The 22,713-nt window shown below is 55.6% G+C and carries 17 protein-coding genes; 9 read left to right on the top strand and 8 right to left on the bottom strand.

What is annotated here, in order from left to right; all coding sequences use genetic code 11:
* The first annotated feature begins 15 nt into the window (after positions 1-15).
* From KGP16_RS04420 to KGP16_RS04435, 4 genes are all read left to right on the top strand, one after another.
* On the top strand, positions 16-2,583 hold the full coding sequence (locus KGP16_RS04420) for a fimbria/pilus outer membrane usher protein (RefSeq protein WP_223500863.1): 2,568 nt from the start codon (positions 16-18) through the stop codon (positions 2,581-2,583).
* Positions 2,584-2,612: 29 nt separating this feature from the next.
* Positions 2,613-3,950 carry a fimbrial protein gene (locus KGP16_RS04425; protein ID WP_071682260.1) on the top strand — a complete coding sequence of 446 codons (1,338 nt, stop codon included), beginning with the start codon at positions 2,613-2,615 and terminating at the stop codon, positions 3,948-3,950.
* 8 nt (positions 3,951-3,958) lie between these two features.
* Positions 3,959-4,702: a molecular chaperone gene (locus tag KGP16_RS04430; protein ID WP_071926039.1), complete on the top strand. Its 744-nt coding sequence runs from the start codon at positions 3,959-3,961 to the stop codon at positions 4,700-4,702.
* A 165-nt stretch (positions 4,703-4,867) separates the two neighbouring features.
* Positions 4,868-5,629 carry a hypothetical protein gene (locus KGP16_RS04435; protein WP_223500864.1) on the top strand — a complete coding sequence of 254 codons (762 nt, stop codon included), beginning with the start codon at positions 4,868-4,870 and terminating at the stop codon, positions 5,627-5,629.
* Between the two features lie 587 nt (positions 5,630-6,216).
* Here KGP16_RS04435 and KGP16_RS04440 read toward each other — a convergent pair.
* From KGP16_RS04440 to KGP16_RS04455, 4 genes are all read right to left on the bottom strand, one after another.
* Entirely contained in the window at positions 6,217-7,611 is a 1,395-nt protein-coding gene (locus tag KGP16_RS04440; RefSeq protein WP_059199787.1) for an amino acid permease, read from the bottom strand.
* Positions 7,612-7,751: 140 nt separating this feature from the next.
* Complete coding sequence (gene hutH / locus KGP16_RS04445) at positions 7,752-9,287, bottom strand: histidine ammonia-lyase (RefSeq protein WP_223500865.1); 1,536 nt, start codon at positions 9,285-9,287, stop codon at positions 7,752-7,754.
* Positions 9,284-10,975: a urocanate hydratase gene (gene hutU, locus KGP16_RS04450; protein WP_024483429.1), complete on the bottom strand. Its 1,692-nt coding sequence runs from the start codon at positions 10,973-10,975 to the stop codon at positions 9,284-9,286. The genes hutH and hutU overlap by 4 nt, the downstream gene beginning before the upstream one ends.
* Positions 10,976-11,373: 398 nt before the next feature.
* Complete coding sequence (locus KGP16_RS04455; RefSeq protein ID WP_094982122.1) at positions 11,374-12,711, bottom strand: aromatic acid/H+ symport family MFS transporter; 1,338 nt, start codon at positions 12,709-12,711, stop codon at positions 11,374-11,376.
* Between the two features lie 319 nt (positions 12,712-13,030).
* Between KGP16_RS04455 and queE the strand changes: the two genes are divergently transcribed.
* On the top strand, positions 13,031-13,702 hold the full coding sequence (queE, locus tag KGP16_RS04460) for a 7-carboxy-7-deazaguanine synthase QueE (protein ID WP_021179399.1): 672 nt from the start codon (positions 13,031-13,033) through the stop codon (positions 13,700-13,702).
* A gap of 210 nt (positions 13,703-13,912) precedes the next feature.
* Here queE and queD read toward each other — a convergent pair whose 3' ends face one another.
* Positions 13,913-14,272, bottom strand: coding sequence for a 6-carboxytetrahydropterin synthase QueD (queD, locus tag KGP16_RS04465; protein WP_021179400.1), 360 nt, complete (start codon positions 14,270-14,272; stop codon positions 13,913-13,915).
* Between the two features lie 419 nt (positions 14,273-14,691).
* On the opposite strand from queD, the gene cysJ reads away from it, so the two are divergent.
* The 3 genes from cysJ (at position 14,692) to cysH (ending at position 19,106) form a co-directional block, all read left to right on the top strand.
* A complete protein-coding gene (gene cysJ, locus KGP16_RS04470; RefSeq protein WP_094982120.1) occupies positions 14,692-16,494 on the top strand; it encodes an NADPH-dependent assimilatory sulfite reductase flavoprotein subunit in 1,803 nt (600 codons plus the stop codon).
* Positions 16,494-18,209 (top strand): assimilatory sulfite reductase (NADPH) hemoprotein subunit, encoded by a 1,716-nt coding sequence (gene cysI / locus KGP16_RS04475; RefSeq protein WP_059199791.1) that lies wholly within the window; start codon positions 16,494-16,496, stop codon positions 18,207-18,209. Before cysJ ends, cysI begins: the two co-directional genes overlap by 1 nt.
* A gap of 162 nt (positions 18,210-18,371) precedes the next feature.
* The gene (gene cysH, locus KGP16_RS04480; protein ID WP_059199792.1) at positions 18,372-19,106 is read left to right on the top strand and encodes a phosphoadenosine phosphosulfate reductase; all 735 of its coding nucleotides are present in this window, start codon (positions 18,372-18,374) and stop codon (positions 19,104-19,106) included.
* Positions 19,107-19,157: 51 nt separating this feature from the next.
* Here cysH and KGP16_RS04485 read toward each other — a convergent pair whose 3' ends face one another.
* The 3 genes from KGP16_RS04485 to KGP16_RS04495 form a co-directional block, all read right to left on the bottom strand.
* A complete protein-coding gene (locus KGP16_RS04485) occupies positions 19,158-19,484 on the bottom strand; it encodes a type II toxin-antitoxin system RelE/ParE family toxin (protein ID WP_059199793.1) in 327 nt (108 codons plus the stop codon).
* Between the two features lie 13 nt (positions 19,485-19,497).
* Complete coding sequence (locus tag KGP16_RS04490; RefSeq protein WP_024485708.1) at positions 19,498-19,773, bottom strand: hypothetical protein; 276 nt, start codon at positions 19,771-19,773, stop codon at positions 19,498-19,500.
* Positions 19,774-19,856: 83 nt separating this feature from the next.
* Positions 19,857-20,939 (bottom strand): aminopeptidase, encoded by a 1,083-nt coding sequence (locus KGP16_RS04495; RefSeq protein WP_179252296.1) that lies wholly within the window; start codon positions 20,937-20,939, stop codon positions 19,857-19,859.
* A 342-nt stretch (positions 20,940-21,281) separates the two neighbouring features.
* Here KGP16_RS04495 and cysG point away from each other — a divergent pair, with 342 nt between their 5' ends.
* Positions 21,282-22,712, top strand: a complete 1,431-nt coding sequence (gene cysG / locus KGP16_RS04500; protein WP_223500866.1) for a siroheme synthase CysG — start codon at positions 21,282-21,284, stop codon at positions 22,710-22,712.
* Position 22,713 lies beyond the last annotated feature (1 nt).

A 22,713-nucleotide genomic window follows, 5' to 3' on the forward strand; every position in this document is an offset into this window, starting at 1 on the left:
GACAGGGAGGTCCTGATGTCGCTTAAAAACTATCCCACATTTCCGCCTCTGCTATCAACGTGCTGCCGCTATGGCCTCTTTTTGCTCTCTTTGGGCGGGATCTCCCTGGCACAAGGCGCGACGGACGACGACTACGCCTTCGACGCCGATTTACTGCGCGGCAGCGTTTTCAGCACTACGCAACTCGAACAGTTCAACCAACAGGATCTGGTGACGCCAGGCAACTATGAGGTCGAACTGTTTACCAACGGCGTATTTGTTGAACGCAGCAAAATCCGCTTTGTTTTGGGTGACGATCGGCGTGTTTTGCCGTGTTTTGACCGACAACAGCTGGAACGCCTTGGTCTAAAGGAGGTGCCGGTGGCGCCTGCGGAAGGCTGCCTGCAACCTGGACGCGATCTTAAAGATATTCAGGTTCAGGCCGATATGTCACAACTAAGATTGGATCTCAGTATCCCACAGAGTTTGTTGAACCATAAACCCCGTGGCAGCGTCAGCCCTGACAGCCTGAGCAGCGGTGAAACAATGGCGTTTTTCAACTACAACGTTAACCAATATCACGTCAACTACCGCCAGGGGCAGACCAAGGATCTCAATTCCACCTTCGCCAATCTGAATGGGGGTTTTAACCTGGGTCTATGGCGTTACCGCCAGCAATCCAGCTTCCGTTTTGATAATGAATTTGGCAGCCATTGGGATACCAGCCGCCGCTATGTCCAGCGGGCGGTGCTGCCGTTACGCAGTGAGGTTTTGCTGGGAGAAGGTTTTACCGACGGCCATTTCTTTGCCGGGTTGGGGTTTCGCGGTGTCCGGATGACGTCGGACGATCGTATGCTGCCGGACTCGCTGCGAGGCTATGCTCCCGTGGTGCGCGGTATTGCTAACAGTAACGCCAGGGTGACCGTGTTTCAGGGCAAAAGCCAACTGTATGAAACCACGGTGGCCCCTGGTCCCTTTGCGATTGACGATCTGTTTGCCACCAACTTCTCTGGTGACCTGACGGTGGTGGTGACCGAGGCAGATGGTAGCGTCAGCACCTTCACCGTGCCATTCTCTGCCGTTCCCCAATCCATGCGCCCCGGCTCCTCACGCTATTCGGCGACTCTTGGTCGATCGCGCTTTATCGGCGACAACGATCTTTTCAGTGAGCTGACCTGGCAGTATGGTTTGAGCAACTCTCTAACGTTTAATACTGGCAACCAGTTGGCTGATGGTTATCAGGCCTTGATGCTGGGTGGGGTCTACAGTAACTCGCTGGGGGCTTTTGGCCTGGATAGCACTTTTTCCCATGCCAGCCTGCCGGAAGGCACCACCTCGGGCTGGATGCTGCACCTGTCCTATAGCAAAAGCTTTACCCCAACGGATACCACGCTTTCCATCGCCGGGTATCGTTACTCCACCGACGGGTTTCGTGATTTGAGCGATGTGCTTGGCGTACGTCAGGCAGAACGCAGTGGACAAAGTTGGCAATCCGATTCCTATCGCCAGCAGTCGCGCTTTGAAGTGGCCGTCAATCAGGGGATCGGCTCATTGGGTAACCTGACGCTGTCAGGCTCTACGCAGGATTATCGCGATGGGCGTGGCCGGGATAATCAGCTACAGTTGGGGTGGGGCAAGGTATTTGGCAACGGCGTCGCGTTGAACCTTTCGGTGACGCGTACCCGTAGCCTGAACGGCAACAATAGCGCCTATTACGACGGAAATCAGCCTTATGTGAATAGCAATGGTTTCGCGAGTACCAACACCTCGCAAACCGTTAGTTCGCTCTCGGTTTCCTTTCCTCTTGGCCGCTCTTCTTCTGCGCCAACGGCATCGTTGTTCTCTAACCATAGCCAGGGGCAGGGAGGGAGCTATCAGGCGGCGATCTCGGGCAACGTGGGGGAGACGCAGCAGGTCGGCTATGGGCTTAATTTCACCACCGACGATAATAACCATAACAGTATCTGGGGGGGGAATCTGCAAACCCGCCTGCCTTATGCCAGTGCCACCGGCTCGGTTTCAGCATCCAGCCAATATTGGCAGGGATCGGCAGCACTACAGGGGGCAGTGGTTGCCCATCGCGGTGGAGTCACGCTTGGGCCTTATGTTGGGGATACCTTTGCCCTGATCTATGCCCCTGGTGCGCGTGGTGCGCAAGTGATGGATGGGCAGGGTGCCCGTGTCGATCGTTTCGGTTATGCGCTGGTTCCTTCGTTGGTGCCCTATCATTTCAATACCGTGGCTTTGAATCCGCAGGGGATGAGCAGCAAAGCAGAATTGGAAAGTGGGCAACAGCGCGTGGCACCTTTCGCAGGAGCCACGGTGCGTCTGCACTTCAAAACGATACGAGGTCAGGCGGTGTTGATCAAGGTTCAGCGGCCAGATGGCAGCATCATCCCGATGGGGACCTCGGTCTATGATGAGAACAATAATGATGTCGGCATGGTCGGCCAGGCTAATCAGGTCTATCTGCGCAGCGATAAACCGCAGGGGAAATTGACCTTACGCTGGGGAAAAGGGGCGACTGAACGATGCAGCTTACCCTATAAATTACCCCCACCAAGCGATGAGCCGATCCTGTTATTGAAGGCGACATGCCGCTGATTTACCGATTTTTCACCGGAGGTTATGCCATGAAGTTATTTTCACTGCTGCGGTTGGCGCTGTTGGGAGGCCTATTTGCAGGGGTCTGCCTACCAGCGGCGGCCAGATGCACCCGCGTTTCGCCAGCCATTGACTCCGGTTGCGACGCCTGTGGCGTCGGGATCGGCCTGGGGCGTATCAACCTGACCAGCACATACCTGCAGCCCGTAGGCACGCCGCTGGGCAGTAGCGTGTTTGATTTCACCTCCGGCGTCCGTTACCCAGATCCGAACAAAGTTTTGTATGAGTGCGATGCTAGCGACGTCGGGCAGATTTTTGAAGTGTTTGCCACCAACGGTGACGACCGGGTGGGGGGGTATTATGATTTAGGGGCGGCGGACGGCAATCCCAACTATTTTGCCACCTACTTCCCCTATGTCGGTATTCGTCTCACTCATCTGGATTCGGGCAAGGTATTTACCCGTTACTGGCAGGCAACGCCGATCACCCGTTATGCCACCGTGGGTAACAAGATCCAGGTCCGGGTCAAGGATTTCAGCCCCATCCGGGCAGATCTGATCCGCATCAGCTCGCTCCCTGGCCGTGGTGCCAGTAACTACTGTGGTTACAGTGCCTCTAATCCATTGACTGGCATGGCTTCCACCACGGGTAATTCGAACTATACCTGCATCCAGCCTAATGGCTATGTGACCTTCCAAGGGCCGGGTATTGCGTCTGATCCTATTGGTAGCGATTCAGCCACCAACTATTCGACCTGGGGAACCGGGCGTTGGAACGCGATGGGGATGGGGACGTCGCCGATTTCTTCTCTTTCTTACACCGCCACCTGTGTGGCACGTAACGTCACTCCGCTGGTGATCCTGCCCACGCTTTCCGTCGGTCAATTAACCGCGGGGCGAACCTCGCAGGCCCAGTTCACCATCAATATCGAATGTGATAATGCAGCCGTTTCGGGGATTAGTACCAATCGTACGGCCTTGGGTCTGCAAGTCCCTTATGCCAGCTTTGCTCTGGCGCAACAGCTTGGTCTGGTCAACGCCAGCGGTGGCGTCAGCTATCTGCTCTCTGACGGTTATGGCACGGACAGCAGTGTAGCGACCGGCGTGGGAATTGCACTCTCTAACAGTAGCAACGGTACGCCAATGAACTTTGTCGGCTGGGCTCGTTGTAGTGCTGGCCAGTGCCCACAGGGTAACAATGCGGGTTGGTATCCAGTTCTCGATGGCGCAAGCAGCGGGGGCAGTACCGCGACGGGGTATACTCATTACACCACGCAGTTGACAGCCACATTATCACGCTTGCCGGGCCAGACCGTTACGGCGGGCAAGGTTGATGCCAAGGCGTATGTTTGGGTCAAGGTACAGTAGAGAACATTATGAAGAAAATCGTCTGTACGCTACTGCTGCTCGGTGGCTTGTTACCTGCCATGCTGGCTCAGGCCGGCATTATTGCCTCCGCAACGCGAGTGATTTTTCGTGAGGGCGATAATGAAAAAAGCTTGATGCTCCTCAATACCAACGACTATCCGATAGTGGTGCAAACCTGGGTAGACGATGGGGATGTCAATGCGGCCCCTGAGCAATCAACAGCGCCTTTTGTCAGCTTGCCTGCGGTATTTAGCATGCAGCCCAAGACCATGAAAGGGCTGAGGCTGATTTATAACCAGCAGTCACTGCCAACGGATAGGGAATCGGTCTTCTGGATTAATCTGTACGAAATTCCACCAACACGTCCGGTGATCCCCCCGCTTCAGCCTAGCGTGACCATGGCGATGAACACCCAGATGAAGATTTTCTATCGGCCCAAGGCGGTAGTCGCGGCAGAGAAGGATGCGCCCAAGCCGGTGTTCACACTGAAAAAGGAAGATAATCATTACGTCTTGCTGTGCGATAACCCGTCGCCGGTTTATCTCTCTTTTTCCCGTCTTGCGTTGCGCATTGGTCAGCAAGATTATCCGGTGCAACAAGAGAGCGATATGATGACGCCGCCTTTTGGCAGCAAAAAGTATCGGATTGATGGTATTGTTCAATCAGGAGCTATCTCCTCAGCAGTGGTCAACGCCGCCATTATCGATGACCAGGGTAATGCGGTCGATCAACAATATGCCGTACGGAAATAACAGGCCTCACCTTGTGGCTAAATAGAGAAAAAGATGCTACCCAATAAACCTCAGATCGAACTTGAATTGGCACAACGGGCCGCCAGGATAAGAAGCTCGGGGCGGTTCCATCAGGCGATAATTAAACACGCCGTGATGATAGATGAAACCTATCGGAATCATCCTATGTTCTACAAAATCATCTTTCGTAACAGCCGCTTTATTATCTGCTCGACTCTGCTGGCCATTTATTACAACCAAAGCGAGGCCGCCCTGAAGGATGTTAAAGCCTTTTTTAAAGACAAAGATATTATCAGTGAGAACGCGTTGGATTCGTTTCTGTTCTTTCTGCGCGTAGGGCGCTGGCTGGAGGTCAAGAAGGACGATCAAGACCGGCGCACGCTGTTGTTTAGGCCTACCCCGAATGCTTTGCGCCAAACCCATGAGCTGGTTTCCTCGATGGCGCTGCCCTATCAAACGTTAGCCCCCGAAATTCCGGTTGCCGACCTGTTGGATCAGAGCTGGTTTTTACCTGCGTTCTTCAAGGTTTACGGCCAACTGATGATACAGGAGATCTATCTGATCGATCTGGTTCCACAGGCCGCATTATTTATTACTAAAGATGCGGGCCATATGGTGTTACTGATGCTCTTTATAGAAAGTATCCGTCATAATTCCAACGTGCTGTTTTTGTCTTCGGCGGAGATCGCCAAGTTTAGCTCGGTGTCCCGTACGCATATCAATCGGATCCTGCTGGCGGCGGAAAAATCGGGCCTGCTCACCACCAAAAATAACGTGCTGATTGAGTTAAATAGCTCGTTTATTGAGATGGCAGAACGCTACTTTAGCCTGTACATGGCGATGGTGGGTTACAGCCTGGATGGAGCATGTCAGCAACATAACCAGCTCTGCCAGAAAAGCCACGATAATGATTTAGTTTTAAAATGAAATTCATAGCATTAAATTAACTGTCATGAACTCTGTTTTTATTCTCATAATACCATGATTTCATTGGTTTAATATAAATCCTATTTTTATATTCCTTTTTATTATGTCTTATGGTTATTAGCTATTAGACTTTTAGTTCCTTCACGGAAATATCTGCTTTCTCCTTCTGGATTAAATGCCTTAAATAGAGTCAGTGTAATAATGCCATGGCTAACGTACTTTGTTGTATGCAGACAGAGAGGTTGGAATGTGAAGTAGGATAATTATTGTATGTGGTGGTACGGTAGGTTCCCTAGTGGCCAATCTTTTGGCCGCCAAGTGACACCGGGAGGTTATCAATGATCAGGCTGAAATCATGATGGTTTTTGACTCACCGGTGCATTATTACAAGCCCGCGTTCATGTATGTCACCATGAGTGTCTTATTCAAACAAGGACTGACCAGGTCACAGCGAAGTCTATACGGCCAGAGATACCGTTTACATGGTCAGGCTCCTAAGGCTTTCACCAAGCTGACGGCAACTCTTGGGCGAGTAAACCTGCCGCAGCGGGCACCAGCCTCATTAATCGAGGCTGGTGGGCTGGTTGTTAGCGGCTTTCGGTTGAGACTACGGCAGAGGTTTCCCCACCTTTTTTGCGTACCCACAAGGTATAAGCCAGCGTCAGGAAGGCTACCCAGACTAGCCCGACATACAGCGCGATGCGGCTTTCCTCGAAGTAACCGAGCAGGCCGATCACAAACACCATAAACGCCGTGGCCAATGCAGGAGCTACTGGCCACCAAGGTACTGGGAAGCTCAGCTTTGCCACTTCATCTTTAGTGAGCGTGCGGCGCATAGCGATCTGCGACAGCAGGATCATCAGCCATACCCACACCGTGGCAAAGGTGGCGATGGAGGCAATGATGATAAAGATCTGTTTGGGGATCAGATAGTTGAGCACTACGGCCAGCAGTAGAGCAATGGACATCACCAATACCGTCATCCAAGGTACGCCGTTACCGGTCAGCTTGGTGAAGGCCTTGGGTGCTTGCCCATCCTGCGCCATGCCGTACATCATGCGGCCAGCGCCGAAGATGTCACTGTTGATGGCGGAGATGGCAGCGGTGATCACCACGACGTTCAACACGTTAGCCGCCGAGCTGATGCCCATATGGCTGAAAATCTCGACAAACGGGCTACCGTTCTGGCCAATGCTGTTCCACGGATAGATAGACATCAATACCAGCAGGGTCAGCACGTAGAACAGCAGGATACGGACCGGCACGGCGTTGATCGCCTTGGGCAGCACCTTGGCGGGATCTTTGGCTTCGCTGGCGGTGATACCGATAATTTCAATCCCGCCGAAGGCGAACATCACCACCGCCAGGGAGGCAATGACGCCACCAATACCGTTAGGCATAAAGCCACCGTGTTGCCACAGATTGCTGAAGCCAGTCGCTTCCTGCGTGACACCGAAGCCGAACAACATCACGGCAGCCCCACCAACGATCATCGCCACGATGGCGGCAACCTTGACCAGCGACAGCCAGAACTCCATCTCGCCAAACACTTTGACGCTGCACAGGTTAAGCGCGCCGATAAACAGAATGATGCTCAGTACCCAGACCCATTGAGCGACATCCGGGAACCATAGCCCCATATAGATGCCGAAGGCCGTCACGTCGGCCAGGGCCACGATCACCATTTCAAAGGTATAAGTCCATCCGGTGAGGAAGCCCGCCAACGGGCCGAGGTAATGGCTGGCGTAGTGGCCGAAGGAGCCGGAGACGGGCTGATGCACCGCCATCTCCCCCAAGGCACGCATGACCATAAATACCGCCGCGCCACCCACCAGATAGGCAAGCAGTACGGCCGGGCCAGCCAGTTGAATAGCGCCAGCGGAACCATAGAACAGACCGGTACCGATGGCCGAACCCAGGGCCATAAAGCGGATATGTCGCGCGTTCAGGCCACGCCGGAGCTGGGGTTTCTCATTACGCATGTTGCTTCTCCGTTTTAATCATATTGTTGTCGGACAGGCAGCGCTATCCGCACAGGGGGAACGAACCCCGGCGGGATAGAGGACGAATTGTGCAGGGTAATAGGCCGTGCTCCAGACTGACGGGGCACGGCCTAAAGGCGTTACGCCTGGCTAGGTAACAAAGTGGCTGGGATCAGCGCGGTCAGATGGCCTGCTGCCAACAGTTGGCTGGCTGCTTCGATATCGGGGGCGAAGAACCGATCCTTATCGTAGTAGGCGACATGTTCGCGCAGTAGATGCCGAGCCTGCTCCAGCCCTGCAGTGGTTTGCAGACCTTTACGCAGATCCAGCCCCTGGCAGGCCGCTAGCCATTCTACGGCCAGAATGCCGCGGACGTTATCCGCCATTTCCCACAGGCGACGGCCCGCTGCCGGCGCCATCGAGACATGGTCTTCCTGGTTGGCCGAGGTTGGGATGCTGTCAACGCTGGCCGGGTGCGCCAGTGCCTTGTTCTCGCTGGTCAGCGCGGCGGCGGTGACCTGGGCGATCATAAAGCCGGAGTTTACTCCGCCGTTATCCACCAGGAACGGTGGCAGCTGCGACATGTGCTTATCCATCATCAGTGAAATACGGCGCTCGGAAAGTGAACCGATTTCGGCGAATGCCAGCGCCAGGTTATCGGCGGCCATGGCTACCGGTTCGGCGTGGAAGTTGCCACCGGACAGCACATCGCCCTGTTCGGCAAACACCAGCGGGTTATCGGAAACGGCGTTGGCCTCGATCTCCAGCACTTCTGCGGCCTGGCGGATCTGCGTCAGGCAGGCACCCATTACCTGCGGTTGGCAGCGCAGGGAGTAAGGATCCTGCACTTTTTCGCAGTTGGCGTGTGAGTCTGACACGGCGCTACGCGCGCCAAGCAGGTGGCGATAAGCGGCGGCGGCGTCGATCTGCCCACGCTGGCCACGTACTTCATGAATGCGTGGATCGAACGGGCTGCGAGATCCCAGTGCGGCTTCCACGGTCAGGCTGCCGGTGACGGTGGCGGCAGCAAACAGATCTTCGGCATCAAACAGGCCACGCAGCGCAAAGGCGGCGGAAACCTGGGTGCCGTTCAGCAGCGCCAGACCCTCTTTGGCTGCCAGCGTTAACGGCTTCAGACCCGCTTTGGCCAGCGCCTCGGTGGCCGGTAACCACTCGCCCTGATAGCGGGCTTTACCTTCGCCCAACAGCACCAGACTCATGTGCGCCAGCGGGGCCAGATCGCCTGAAGCACCGACGGAGCCTTTCAGCGGGATATGCGGATACACTTCGGCGTTCACCAGCGCCATCAGCGCCTGGATCACTTCCAGACGGATGCCGGAGAAACCACGCGACAGGCTGTTAATCTTCAGCACCATAATCAGGCGCACCAGGTTGTCATCGGTAGGTGCACCCACACCGGCCGCATGTGACAGCACGATGGAACGTTGCAGATTCTCCAAATCTTCGCGGGCGATACGGGTGGAAGCCAGCAGGCCAAAGCCGGTATTGATACCGTAAGTGGTGCGGTTCTCTTCCACAATGCGTTCCACGCAGGAAACGCTCTGCTGGATCGCGCCATAGGCGTTGTCGTCCAGCGTCAGTTTGACCGGGTGCTGATAAACCTGGCGCAGTTCGGCAAGCGTCAGCTTACCTGGGCGGATAGTCAGAGCCTTCATGCTTTTTCTCCCTGAGTAGCGGCAACCATTGGCAGGTTCAGACCTTGCTCGCGGGCGCAGTCGATAGCGATCTCGTAACCCGCATCGGCATGGCGCATGACGCCGGTGGCCGGGTCGTTATGCAGCACGCGGGCGATACGCTCGGCGGCTTCATCGGTGCCGTCACAGACGATCACCATGCCGGAGTGTTGGGAGAAGCCCATGCCGACGCCGCCGCCGTGGTGCAGAGACACCCAGGTGGCACCGCTCGCGGTGTTGAGCAAGGCGTTGAGCAACGGCCAGTCGGATACGGCATCAGAGCCGTCTTTCATGGATTCGGTTTCACGGTTCGGGCTGGCGACCGAGCCGGAATCCAGGTGGTCACGACCAATGACGATTGGAGCAGAGAGTTCGCCGCGGCGTACCATCTCGTTAAACGCCAGGCCCAACTTGGCGCGTTGGCCGAGGCCAACCCAGCAGATACGGGCTGGCAGGCCCTGGAAGCTGATGCGCTCACGTGCCATATCTAACCAACGGTGCAGGTGCTCATCGTCTGGGATCAGCTCTTTGACCATGGCGTCGGTCTTGTAGATATCCTGCGGATCGCCAGACAGCGCCGCCCAACGGAACGGACCGACGCCACGGCAGAACAGCGGGCGAATATACGCAGGTACAAAGCCTGGGAAGTCAAAGGCGTTATCAACGCCCATCTCTTTGGCCATCTGGCGAATGTTGTTGCCGTAGTCGAAGGTAGGCACGCCCATTTTCTGGAACGCCAGCATGGCTTCTACGTGTTCGGCCATTGACTGTTTGGCAGCCTTCACCACCACCGCAGGTTCGGTTTGTGCACGGCGGCGATACTCTTCCCAGCTCCAGCCTTTTGGCAGGTAACCGTTGAGCGGATCGTGGGCGCTGGTCTGGTCGGTAACCATGTCAGGGCGAACGCCACGCTTGACCAGCTCCGGCAGGATTTCTGCCGCATTGCCACACAGGGCAATCGAGATGGCTTTGCCTTCGGCGCAGTACTTTTTCAGGCGCGCCAGTGCGTCATCCAGATCGGTGGCCTGCTCATCGACGTAGCGGGTTTTCAGGCGGAAATCGATGCGGCTCTGCTGGCATTCGATGTTCAGCGAGCTGGCTCCGGCCAAGGTAGCGGCCAGTGGCTGTGCGCCACCCATGCCACCCAGCCCGGCGGTCAGCACCCAGCGGCCTTTCAGGCTGCCGTCGTAATGCTGGCGGCCAGCTTCGACGAAGGTTTCGTAAGTGCCCTGCACGATGCCCTGGCTACCGATGTAGATCCAGCTGCCAGCGGTCATCTGGCCATACATCGCCAGACCCTTGGCATCCAGCTCGTTAAAGTGTTCCCAGGTTGCCCAGTGAGGCACCAGGTTGGAGTTGGCAATCAGCACGCGCGGGGCGTTACTGTGCGTTTTGAACACGCCGACCGGCTTGCCGGACTGCACCAGCAAGGTTTCGTCGTCTTCCAGAGTTTTGAGGGTGGCAACAATCTTGTCGTAACAGTCCCAGTCACGGGCTGCGCGGCCGATACCGCCATAAACGACCAGTTCGTGTGGATTTTCAGCCACTTCAGGATCGAGGTTGTTCATCAGCATGCGCAGCGGCGCTTCGGTCAGCCAGCTTTTGGCGTTTAATTGTGTGCCGCGGGGCGCGCGAATATCAACATGGCGAACTTTGTTATTTGCAGTCACAGCTAGTTCCTCAAACAGTATCGGTACAAATCTCATCTTATGACGGCAACTCACAGGCCATAACAATGAGCGGGGTTTATTAACATATACTTGTATGTACAAGCATATGCAACAGCGGCGACAATTTGCGAAAAATGGCATAAGAAAAGGTTATTTGTGTTTTAAATCAGGTTTTTATGTTTTGTTTTCGGATTAAGACCATTAGCCGGACGTGGCAAAACAGTGAGCTGCTCTACAAAAATGAATTAAAATAGTGTCATTTTTGAGCGACAAATCACAATAATTTTACATCTGGATTACAACTAAGCGGGAGAGATAAAAAAAACGTATTACCGGAGGATTGGGAGACAACGATTTGTAGGGCGCTGTATACAGCGCCCATTAATATAATCAATAGGTTAGATAGCCGGTTGCAATGCGCTTGAACGCGTCATTTTAAATACCGTGGCCAGGCTGGCAAGCAGCGCCGGGATCGCCAGGAACAGCAAAATACTCTGCACCTGCCACTCCATCGCCAGTAGCTGAGCCGCCATCATGGTGCCAGCCACGCCGCCAAAGCGGCCAATCCCCTGCATCCAGGCAATACCGGTAGCGCGGCTGTGCGTTGGGTAGTAGGTGGCAGCCAGGGTTTGCAGGCCGGATTGCGCGCCGTTCATGGTAATGCCCATCAGGAAGATAAAGGCGCCGAGCAGCACGATCTGGCTATCCTCGGTGGCCATCGCCACAATCAGCAGGGCGCTGATGGCAAAGCCGGTGGAAACCACCTTGTGGGCATTCCAGCGGTCCATCAACCAGCCAGCCATCAGGATCCCCAGTGTACCGCCGAAGGTGAACAGCGACGTCAGGATCGCCGATTGCTCAAGCTGATACCCCAACCCTTGCATCAACAGCGGCATCCAGCTCAGTAATACGTAGTAGATCACCAATCCCATAAAGTAGGTGAGCCACAGCATCAGTGTCCCCACCAGGTAGGGGCGGCTGAACAGCAGGCCGACGCTGGTCTTCGACAGGGCCAGCTTGTCCTCATACAGGTAGAAACGGGAGATGTGGCTGATGTTATAGCTGATAAAACGTTGGGCAATCTGTTTGATTTTAGCGGCATCTTGCCCACGGTTAACCATGTATTTCACCGATTCCGGCAGCAGCAGGATCAACAGCACGGTGAGCAATAGCGGGGCAATGGCCCCCAGCAGCAACACGCTGTGCCAGCCGTAAGCGGGGATCAGCCAGGAAGAGATGGCGCCACCGCCTGCTGCTCCCAGCGGAAAGCCGCAGTACATGGTGTTAATGGCCAGCGATCGGCAGCGCTGCGGAGCATATTCGGAGATCAGCGTGATGGCGTTTGGCATGGCGGCACCCAGCCCAAGCCCGGTGAGGAAGCGCCACAGCGTCAGGCTATTGAGTGAACCCGCGTAGGCGGTAGCCAGGCTGGAAAGGCCAAAGAACAGGCAGGAGAACACCAGCACCCGTTTGCGGCCAACGCGGTCAGAAATCGGCCCGGCAACCAGGGCTCCTAACGAAAGGCCAAGCAGCGCCGCGCTTAATACCGGCCCCAGATCCTGTTTCACGATCCCCCAGTCTTTGGCCACCGAAGGGGCGATATAGCCCATCGCCGCGGTATCGTAACCGTCAATTGCCAGGATCAGAAAACCCAGGATGATCAGGGTCCAGTGAAACAGCGAAAATTTGCTGTCGTCGATAGCCTGCTGAATATTCAACTCGGTGGAATGGGCCATAGTTTCCTTAAACGCAGATAGGATGTTGATGGATCGTCGGAACTGCGCCCGACTTGTGCCTGCCTGTCTATACATCTGCGTCACAGGCGCTTTTATGTCAAATATTTTCGTTTTAAATGTTAATTCTATGTTTGTTTTGAGCGGTGGATAACATGGGGGGTTGGTGTTAAATCTGCAATAAACGTCACCTATTAGCAGGTTAACCGGAGAAAGCTGCTGGTCGTCGCCGAACGGACAAAATTTAATACACTTTTCCAGGTTTGGTCGCCCGGTCGGGATCTGCGATAATGCGTCTTTACCTAGACAGATTGAGAAAGCGATGCAGTACCCGATTAATGAGATGTTCCAGACTTTGCAGGGCGAAGGCTATTTCACCGGCGTTCCGGCCATTTTTATTCGCCTACAGGGTTGCCCGGTGGGATGCAGCTGGTGCGATACCAAACACACCTGGGAAAAGGACGCCGATCGGGAAGTGGATATGCAACGCATCCTGGTGAAAACTGCCGAGAGCGATGCCTGGGGAAGCGCCAGTGCGGAACAATTGCTGGAGGTGGTCGAACAGCAGGGCTATACCGCGCGCCATATCGTGATCACCGGCGGTGAGCCGTGCATCTATGATCTGATCCCGTTGACCAAACTGTTTGAGAATGCGGGCTACGGCTGCCAAATTGAAACCAGTGGCACCCATGAAGTCCTCTGTTCCCCCAATACCTGGGTCACCGTTTCACCCAAAGTGAATATGCGCGGTGGTTTGAAGGTAGTAGAGCAGGCGCTGATGCGGGCCGATGAGATCAAGCATCCGGTGGGGCGTGAACGTGATATTGAGGCGTTGGATGAGCTGCTGGCAACGTTGCACGACGAAAAACACCGTATTATCGCTTTGCAGCCGATCAGCCAGAAAGAAGAGGCGACGCGGTTGTGTATTGAGACCTGCATTGCCCGCAACTGGCGGCTTTCGATGCAGACGCATAAGTATTTGAATATTGCTTAAGACCTACCCCTCACCCCAACCCTCTCCCACAGGGAGAGGGAGCTGCCCGGAGCCTTTGGTGGGATCGTGCTGCTTCGGAAAAGGGGAGTAAGAACAAGAAAGGAAAGTAAAACGCTGAGCAATCAACGAACTCGATCGGTTCCCTCTCCTTGGGGTTAGGGTGAGGGAGATTGCACCGGAGCCAATCGCCTCACCCTGAGCCTTGCCCTGTTAACCTTTATATACGCAGCCTGCGGTACAGGTCTCTTTGACCATCACTGCCGACAATTCAGGCAGCTGCGGTTTCAACTGCTGCCAGATCCAGGCGGCGAGCACTTCGCTGGTCGGGTTCTCCAAGCCAGGAATATCGTTCAGATTATAATGATCCAGGCGCTGCCAAATCGGCTTGAAAGCGGCCTTCAGCTCGGCAAAATCCATCACCCAACCGGTATGGGCGTCTACTTCCCCGGTCACTTCAATACGCACCATAAACGAATGCCCGTGCAGGCGGCCACATTTATGGCCCTCCGGCACGTTTGGCAGATGGTGTGCGGCTTCAAACTGAAAATCTTTAAATAGCGTGGTTGCCATTATTACGGCCTCATTGACTCAAAAACCGCCGAATACTAACGGAAAGCGGCCCTGGTTACTATCTTTTGGGCTGCTTCAGGGGAGATCCAGGGGCGCAGCATGTAGCGCTGCTGGCATTTTTTATTTGGGCGGGATTGAGCCGATAGGGGGACGTTATCCACCTCAAATGCGAGTCATTCAAACTTTGAGAAATTAACTCATTAAATAACAATGAATTAAAAATAAACATCTAACGATTTAGCCACTATCCCTTACCAGGAAAACTGCTTAGTCGTTTTGGTTATTAATTATTGCTATCCCTTATTTAATCGTTGCAATGACGCTCGGTAACCTTACAAACTCTCCTGGTCTTTTCAGGACATTACACAACAACAATTACAGCGACTGACACTGGCTAAGCATAGGATATCCGTACCGCGATGACGACTCAGGTTCCTCCAACATCTTTGCTCCCGCTGACCCCCGAACAGCTTTCGAGTTTGCAGGCCGTCATTGGCGGGTACTCCCCAACGCAGCTGGCGTGGCTCTCTGGTTATTTCTGGGGCAGGGTTAATCAGCAGCCGGGAAGCGTGGCTTCAGCACCGGTTGCCGCAGCCCCTGCGGCCAGCATCACCCTGATTTCTGCTTCCCAGACCGGTAACGCACGCCGTCTGGCCGAACAGCTACGCGACGATCTGCTGGCGGCGAAGCTGAGCGTCACCCTGGTGAATGCCGGTGACTACAAGTTCAAGCAAATCGCCCAGGAGCGTCTGCTGGTGGTGGTCGCCTCCACCCAAGGGGAAGGGGAGCCAGCGGAAGAAGCGGTGGCGCTGCACAAATTCCTGCATTCGAAAAAAGCCCCCAAACTCAATGAAACCGCCTTTGCGGTGTTTGGCCTGGGGGATAGCTCTTATGAGAATTTCTGCCAGTCCGGCAAAGACTTTGATAGCAAGCTGGCCGAGCTGGGGGCCGAGCGCCTGGTGGAGCGCATCGATGCGGATGTGGATTATCAGGAACTGGCTATCGCCTGGCGCAAGCAGGTGGTGGAAGTCCTGAAGGCTCGAGCACCAGCGGAAAACAGTGCTCCGGCAGCATTGGCCAGCGGTGCGGTCGATCAGTTGGACAGCAGCCCCTACAGCAAAGAACAACCACTGACCGCGCAACTGGCGGCCAAGCAAAAGATCACTGGCCGCGCTTCCGATAAAGATGTGCGCCATATAGAGATCGATTTAGGCGATTCCGGCCTGCGCTATCAGCCGGGCGATGCCTTGGGCGTATGGTTTGACAACGATCCGGCGCTGGTGGAGGAGCTGGTTCAACTGCTGTGGCTGAAAGGCGACGAACCGGTCGAGGTTGAGGGGCAAACCCTGTCGCTGCGTGAAGCTTTGCGTAGCCACTTTGAACTGACGCAGAACACTACGCCGATCGTGGAAAAATATGCCGGGCTGTCGCGAGACGAAAAGCTGATTGGCCTGCTGGCTGACAAGCCTAAACTGCAACACTACGCCCATAACACCCCGATTGTGGACATGGTACGCCAGGCTCCGGCCGACCTGAACGCAGAGCAGTTACTCAGCCTGCTGCGCCCGCTGACGCCGCGCCTGTACTCCATCGCCTCCTCTCAGGCAGAGAATGAAAACGAAGTGCACATCACCGTTGGCGTGGTGCGCTACGACATTGATGGCCGCAGCCGTGCCGGTGGGGCTTCCAGCTTCCTGGCCGATCGTCTGGAAGAGGAAGGCGAACTGCGGGTGTTTATCGAACATAACGACAACTTCCGTTTGCCCGCCAACCCGGAAACGCCGGTGATCATGATCGGTCCAGGTACCGGTATTGCCCCGTTCCGCGCCTTTATGCAGCAACGTGAAGCGGAAGGTGCCGGGGGTAAGAACTGGCTGTTCTTCGGCAATCCGCACTTTACCGAAGACTTCCTGTACCAGGTTGAATGGCAGCGCTATGTAAAAGAGGGTCTGCTAACCCGCATCGATCTGGCCTGGTCACGGGATCAACAGCATAAGGTTTACGTGCAGGACAAGCTGCGTGAGCAGGGCGCGGAAATCTGGAACTGGATCCAGCAGGGCGCGCACATCTATGTCTGTGGCGATGCCAACCGCATGGCGAAAGACGTTGAAAACACATTGTTAGCACTGGTGGCCGAGCACGGTGGTATGGATACCGAGCTGGCAGACGAATTCTTAAGCGAGCTGCGCCTTGAGCGCCGTTATCAGCGAGACGTTTACTAATGAGTGATAAACACCCTGGACCTCTGGTGGTTGAAGGCAAACTGACCGATGCTGAGCGTCTGAAGAAAGAGAGTAACTTCCTGCGCGGAACCATTGCCGAAGATTTACAAGACGGTCTGACCGGCGGCTTTACCGGCGATAACTTCTTGCTGATCCGTTTCCACGGCATGTACCAACAGGACGATCGCGATATTCGCGCCGAACGTGCCGAACAAAAACTCGAGCCGCGCCACGCCATGATGCTGCGCTGCCGCTTGCCAGGCGGGATTATTTCCCCGCAACAGTGGCTGGGGATCGACAAATTTGCCGCGGAAAGCACGCTGTACGGCAGCATCCGTATCACCAACCGGCAGACGTTCCAGTTCCATGGCATCGTCAAAGGTAACGTGAAACCGGTGCACCAGTTGCTGAACCGCCTGGGGCTGGATGCGCTGGCGACGGCTAACGACGTGAACCGTAACGTACTCTGCACCTCGAATCCGGTGGAGTCGGAACTGCATCAGGAAGCGTACGAATGGGCGAAGAAAATCTCCGAGCACCTGCTGCCGCGTACCCGTGCCTATGCCGAAGTGTGGCTGGATAAAGAAAAAGTCGCGACCACGGACGAAGAGCCGATCCTGGGGGCCACTTACCTGCCGCGCAAGTTTAAAACCACGGTGGTGATCCCGCCGCAGAACGATGTGGATCTGCACGCCAACGACATGAACTTTGTGGCGATTGCCGAACACGGCAAGCTGGTGGGCTTTAACTTGCTGGTGGGCGGCGGCCTGTCTATCGAGCATGGCAACAAGAAAACCTATGCGCGTACGGCGAGTGAGTTTGGCTATATTCCGCTGGAACACACGCTGGCCGTTGCTGAAGCGGTAGTGACCACCCAGCGTGACTGGGGCAACCGCACCGATCGTAAGAACGCCAAAACCAAATATACGCTGGAGCGGGTGGGGGTTGATACCTTCCGCGCCGAGGTAGAAAAGCGGGCTGGCATCACCTTTGCGCCGGTGCGTCCGTACGAATTTACCGGCCGTGGCGATCGCATCGGCTGGGTCAAAGGGGTTGATAATCACTGGCACCTGACGCTGTTTATTGAAAACGGTCGCCTGCTGGATTATCCAGGCCGTCCGTTGAAAACCGGCGTGGCCGAGATCGCCAAGATCCATCAGGGTGATTTCCGTCTGACAGCCAACCAAAACCTGATCGTGGCTGGCGTACCGGAAAGCGAAAAGGCGAAGATCGAAGCCCTGGCACGCGAGCATGGCCTGATCGACGATGGCATCAGCGAGCAGCGCAAGAATTCGATGGCCTGCGTGTCCTACCCAACCTGCCCACTGGCGATGGCAGAGGCCGAGCGCTTCTTACCGGAGTTTGTGACCAAGGTGGAAGGCATCATGCATCGGCATGGCGTGGGGGATGAGCACGTAGTGCTGCGTATCACCGGCTGCCCGAACGGCTGTGGCCGAGCGCTGCTGGCGGAGATTGGCCTGGTGGGTAAAGCGATTGGCCGTTACAACCTGCATTTGGGCGGTAACCGTGAAGGGACGCGTATTCCGCGCATGTATCGGGAAAATATTAACGAAGACGAAATCCTGCAAACCATCGACCAACTGGTAGGGCGTTGGGCAACAGAGCGCACCGCTGGCGAAGGTTTTGGCGATTTCACCGTGCGTACCGGGATTATCCGGCCGGTGGTGGATCCCGCGCAGGATTTCTGGGAATAACTTGCACGGCTGCATTTATTACGCTGCAGCCAGTCTTCCTTACCCCGGTCCTTTTGGTCGCTGTATAGAGTGATATGCCGACGAGGGCACATTTCGGTCCCCTCTCCCTGTGGGAGAGGGTTAGGGTGAGGGGCCACATCAACACTTTCAGGAGATCGCATCATGGCTGAATTGGATCTGGCGGCGCTGAACGCGTTACCGAAGTCCGGGCAGGCGCTGGCACTGGCGGTCGTCAACGGCCAGTTGGAACAGCTTTCGGCACAGGAGAGGGTTGCCTGGGCGTTGGAACATCTGCCGGGGGAGTTTGTGCTTTCCTCCAGCTTTGGTATTCAGGCGGCGGTGTGTCTGCATCTGGTCACGCGCATCAAGCCGGATATCCCGGTGATCCTGACTGATACCGGCTACCTGTTCCCAGAAACCTACCAGTTTATCGACCAACTGGCCGACCAACTGAACCTGAACCTGCAGGTATTCCGCGCCAAGCATTCACCAGCCTGGCAAGAGGCGCGTTACGGCAAGCTGTGGGAGCAGGGCGTAGAGGGTATTGAGCAGTACAACCAAATCAATAAAGTTGAGCCGATGAACCGCGCGCTGGAAACGCTAGGTGCGCAAACCTGGTTTGCCGGCCTGCGCCGTGAGCAATCGGGCAGCCGTGCCAATCTGCCGGTGCTGGCGGTGCAGCGTGGGGTATTCAAGATCCTGCCGATCATCGACTGGGATAACCGCCAGATTTACCAATATCTCACCGAACATGGGCTGAGCTACCACCCGCTGTGGGATCAGGGTTACCTGTCGGTGGGCGATACCCACACCACCCGTAAATGGGAGGAAGGCATGAGCGAGGAAGAAACCCGCTTCTTCGGCCTGAAGCGCGAGTGTGGTCTGCACGAAGGTTGATGAGCGCATAGTTAACGAACCGGGTTCTGCGAGGGCCCGACTAATTAAGTTCTAGCTCAATAACATGTGACGTCTGAGTGCGCGGGTCAAATCTTGGCGGGTATGCAAAAACAGCAAGATGTCGACGGTATGACCGGTGATTTCATACAGCGTCCGGTATTCGTGTTTATCCAGACGTTCTCGTAGTCCTAAGCCATAATCAGCCAAAGTGGCGTTAAAACGATAGCGCTTGGGATCTTCTCGCAACGTGGCAGTAGCTTCCAAGAGCAATTGGTCTACAAAGTGTCCTGCATCCACTGAACCAATAGTGGCTGTTTTGAACGACTCTATATCGGCAAGGCACTGAAATGCGGTTTCGGTCAGACGCACTTCATACATGGTTGGTTACTCCTTAACCTCTTGCAGCCCTTAGCCTTTTTAATGCTTCATCAGGAGTCAGGACTTTCCCTTCGGCGACTTCTTGCTTGGATTTCAGCACCAGTTTTAGCAGTGCATGGGTTTGCTGCTCCTGTTCCCAGGCAGCCAATTCCTCTTGTCGTTCCAAGGCCGTTTGGACGAATAATTCTGCGGTTCCATTTTTAGTCACCCAAACACCTCCTTTGAAACTATCAGGTGAACCGAGACTCTCTCGTGTCGCTTGTTGCGATAAGGTTTTGTGCGTACTCATTAGTTTTTTCTCGAATACGGGTTTCTCTCAGTATACTTAACCGAGATGTCGAGTACAAAATTTGTACTCGATTTTACGTCCAATTATTTCTTCTTTTTCTTCTTCGGCTCAGGGGCCGGATGCGCCTGCACCCATTCTTTTACCAACGGTAACAGGATCCGCACGCTGTCGCGGCTGCGCTTGTCGATTCGCCCTGGCAGGTGGGTTTCCAGATATTGCAGATTGTCGTATTGCGGGCGATGCCAGGTAATGCCCTGCGGGAAGCTGGGGCTTACAGCACGCTGCTGGTAACCGTCTCGATCCCCAAGCGACCAGTTGGTGGCTTCTACCGCCATCACCGGAATTTTGGCGTTATCGAAGACGATCTGATCGGAACAGCAACCGGTGCCGGTTGGAAAACCTTTGCTGCCTGGGTTGATGGCCGCCTCAATACCATAACGGTGGGCGATGCTCAGCGCACGATCGCGGGATCTGGCCACCACTTCCGGCTCGGTGTTACGCCCGGAGTGGAAATAGAGGCGATCTCCGGTGATCAGGCTGTCGAGATTAATCACCAGTAGCGTGTTTTTGCGTTCCTCCGGCGTCATACGGCCAAGGTAGTTTTTAGCGCCTACTGACTTCAGCTCTTCGCCACTCATGGCCACAAAGCGCAGGGTATAGGTGGTGGGGATGTTTTTCAGCCTGTTGGCCAACTCCAGCATCACGCCCACGCCGGAGGCATTGTCATCGACCCCCTGCAGCGTCAGGCCACCGAGGTTATTGTCCACCTCATCGTCGCTCAGCGGGGTATAGGTATCGAAGTGCGCCATGATGATGACCTGCTGGGGCCGCTCACCCTTTTTGGTCGCAATCACCGAGGTGACGCTGATCTTGCGCCAGTTTTCACTGGTGTCTTTATTGGTGTAGAGATAACGGGCGTCAAAGGTACGGGTATCAGCCGGGTAGCCCATCTCGGTAAACTGCTGTTTCAGGTAGTCTGCGGCCAGTAATTCTGCCGGGCTGCCGGCCATGCGGCCGGGGAAGTAGGTAGCGATATGGCGGATCTGGTTGGCGGCGAACTGGCCCATCGGGGCTTCTTTTACGGGTTTGGTAGCGGCCGAAACGCTTACAGCACTGCCGAGAGCGACTAACAACAGCCCTGCCCTCAGACACAAGCGGGAAAACATACCGAAAAATCCTTCTCTGATAGCAGTGATGCCGATTATTTTTGCGGTAGTTAGTATGGGACGCCAGCGCCGATAAGACAATTTCTTCGCGTCCTATTTTTGTCTTGGGTGCGCGCCGTTAAACCGCTGCTATCCCTGTCTGGGGCGGAACATGTTTGACCATCGGGCAACATCAAGCAAGCTCTGTTAACTCGCACCCGTAACCCCATTACGTACAGCGAGTTAGGCGCAATGCCAACAGCCTTATTCCTTTTAAGAACATCTCATGCCTTTTCGTCATTTCAGGGGGCAAATCGCACGCCGTATAGTCACCCTATCAATCTGTTATATGAAAAGGCCGTTGTGGACTATCTACCAATATTTGCCGACCTGAAACACCGCCCTGTGCTGGTGGTTGGCGGCGGCGAAGTGGCTGCACGCAAAGTCGACCTCCTGCTACGCGCAGGGGCGCAGGTGCGGATCGTGGCGCAGGCGCTCTCAGAAGAGCTGGAGCACCAACACCTGCAAGGGCATGTTGAGTGGCTGGGACAGAACTTTGTGCCGCAGCAGTTAGACGACGTCTTTCTGGTGATTGCCGCTACCGACGATAGCGCGCTGAACGCCGAGGTGTATGCCGAAGCGGATAAGCGCCGCGTGCTGGCTAACGTAGTGGATGACCAACCGCGCTGCTCCTTTATCTTTCCGTCGATTATCGATCGCTCACCGTTGGTGGTGGCCGTGTCATCTAGCGGCCAAGCTCCGGTATTGGCGCGGATGTTACGTGAGAAGCTGGAAGCGTTATTGCCCGCCAGCCTGGGGCAGATGGCGGAACTGGCCGGAGGGTTGCGTGGCAAAGTGAAGCAACGGCTGGCTTCCATCGGGACCAGACGACGTTTCTGGGAGAAAACCTTCAACGGCCGTTTCGCGACGTTGGTGGCGAATGGCCAGACGGAGCAGGCGCAGCAGCAGTTGGAACAGGATTTAACGGCTTTTGCGCAGGGTAATGAGGGGGCGCAAGGTGAGATCGCACTGGTCGGGGCAGGCCCGGGCGATGTCGGCTTGTTGACCCTACGCGGGCTGCAGGTGATGCAGCAGGCCGACGTGGTGCTTTACGATCACCTGGTGAGTGAAGAGACGCTGGATTTGGTGCGTCGCGACGCCGAACGTATCTGCGTGGGCAAACGCGCCGGTGCGCACTCGGTGATCCAGGAAGAGACCAATCGCCTGCTGGTGGAACTGGCGCAGCAAGGGAAGCGGGTGGTGCGGTTAAAAGGTGGCGATCCCTTTATCTTTGGCCGGGGTGGCGAAGAGTTACAGGTGGCCGCCGCTGCCGGGATCCCCTTCCAGGTAGTGCCGGGCGTAACCGCCGCAGCAGGGGCTACGGCCTATGCCGGTATTCCGCTAACGCACCGCGATCACGCCCAAAGCGTGACCTTTATTACCGGCCATTGCCGTGACGATGACGACGGCTTGGATTGGCCTGCTCTGGCGCGGGCGCGTCAGACGTTGGCGATCTACATGGGTACGATGAAGGCGGCGGATATCAGCCGCAACCTGATTGCCCATGGCCGTGATGCGAGCACGCCAGTCGCTGTGATCAGCCGGGGGACGCGGGCCGATCAGCAGGTGCAGACTGGCACCTTACAACAGTTGGAACAATTAACTCGGCAGGCCCCGTTACCGGCGCTGCTGGTGATCGGTGAGGTGGTGGAATTACACCATCAAATCGCCTGGTTTGGGCATCAATCGCAGACGGCAGTGGCAGCGCGCCCGGCCGTCGTGAATTTGGCTTAAA

The sequence above is a fragment of the Serratia sp. JSRIV006 genome (assembly GCF_019968685.1).
GTDB lineage: Bacteria > Pseudomonadota > Gammaproteobacteria > Enterobacterales > Enterobacteriaceae > Chania > Chania fonticola_B.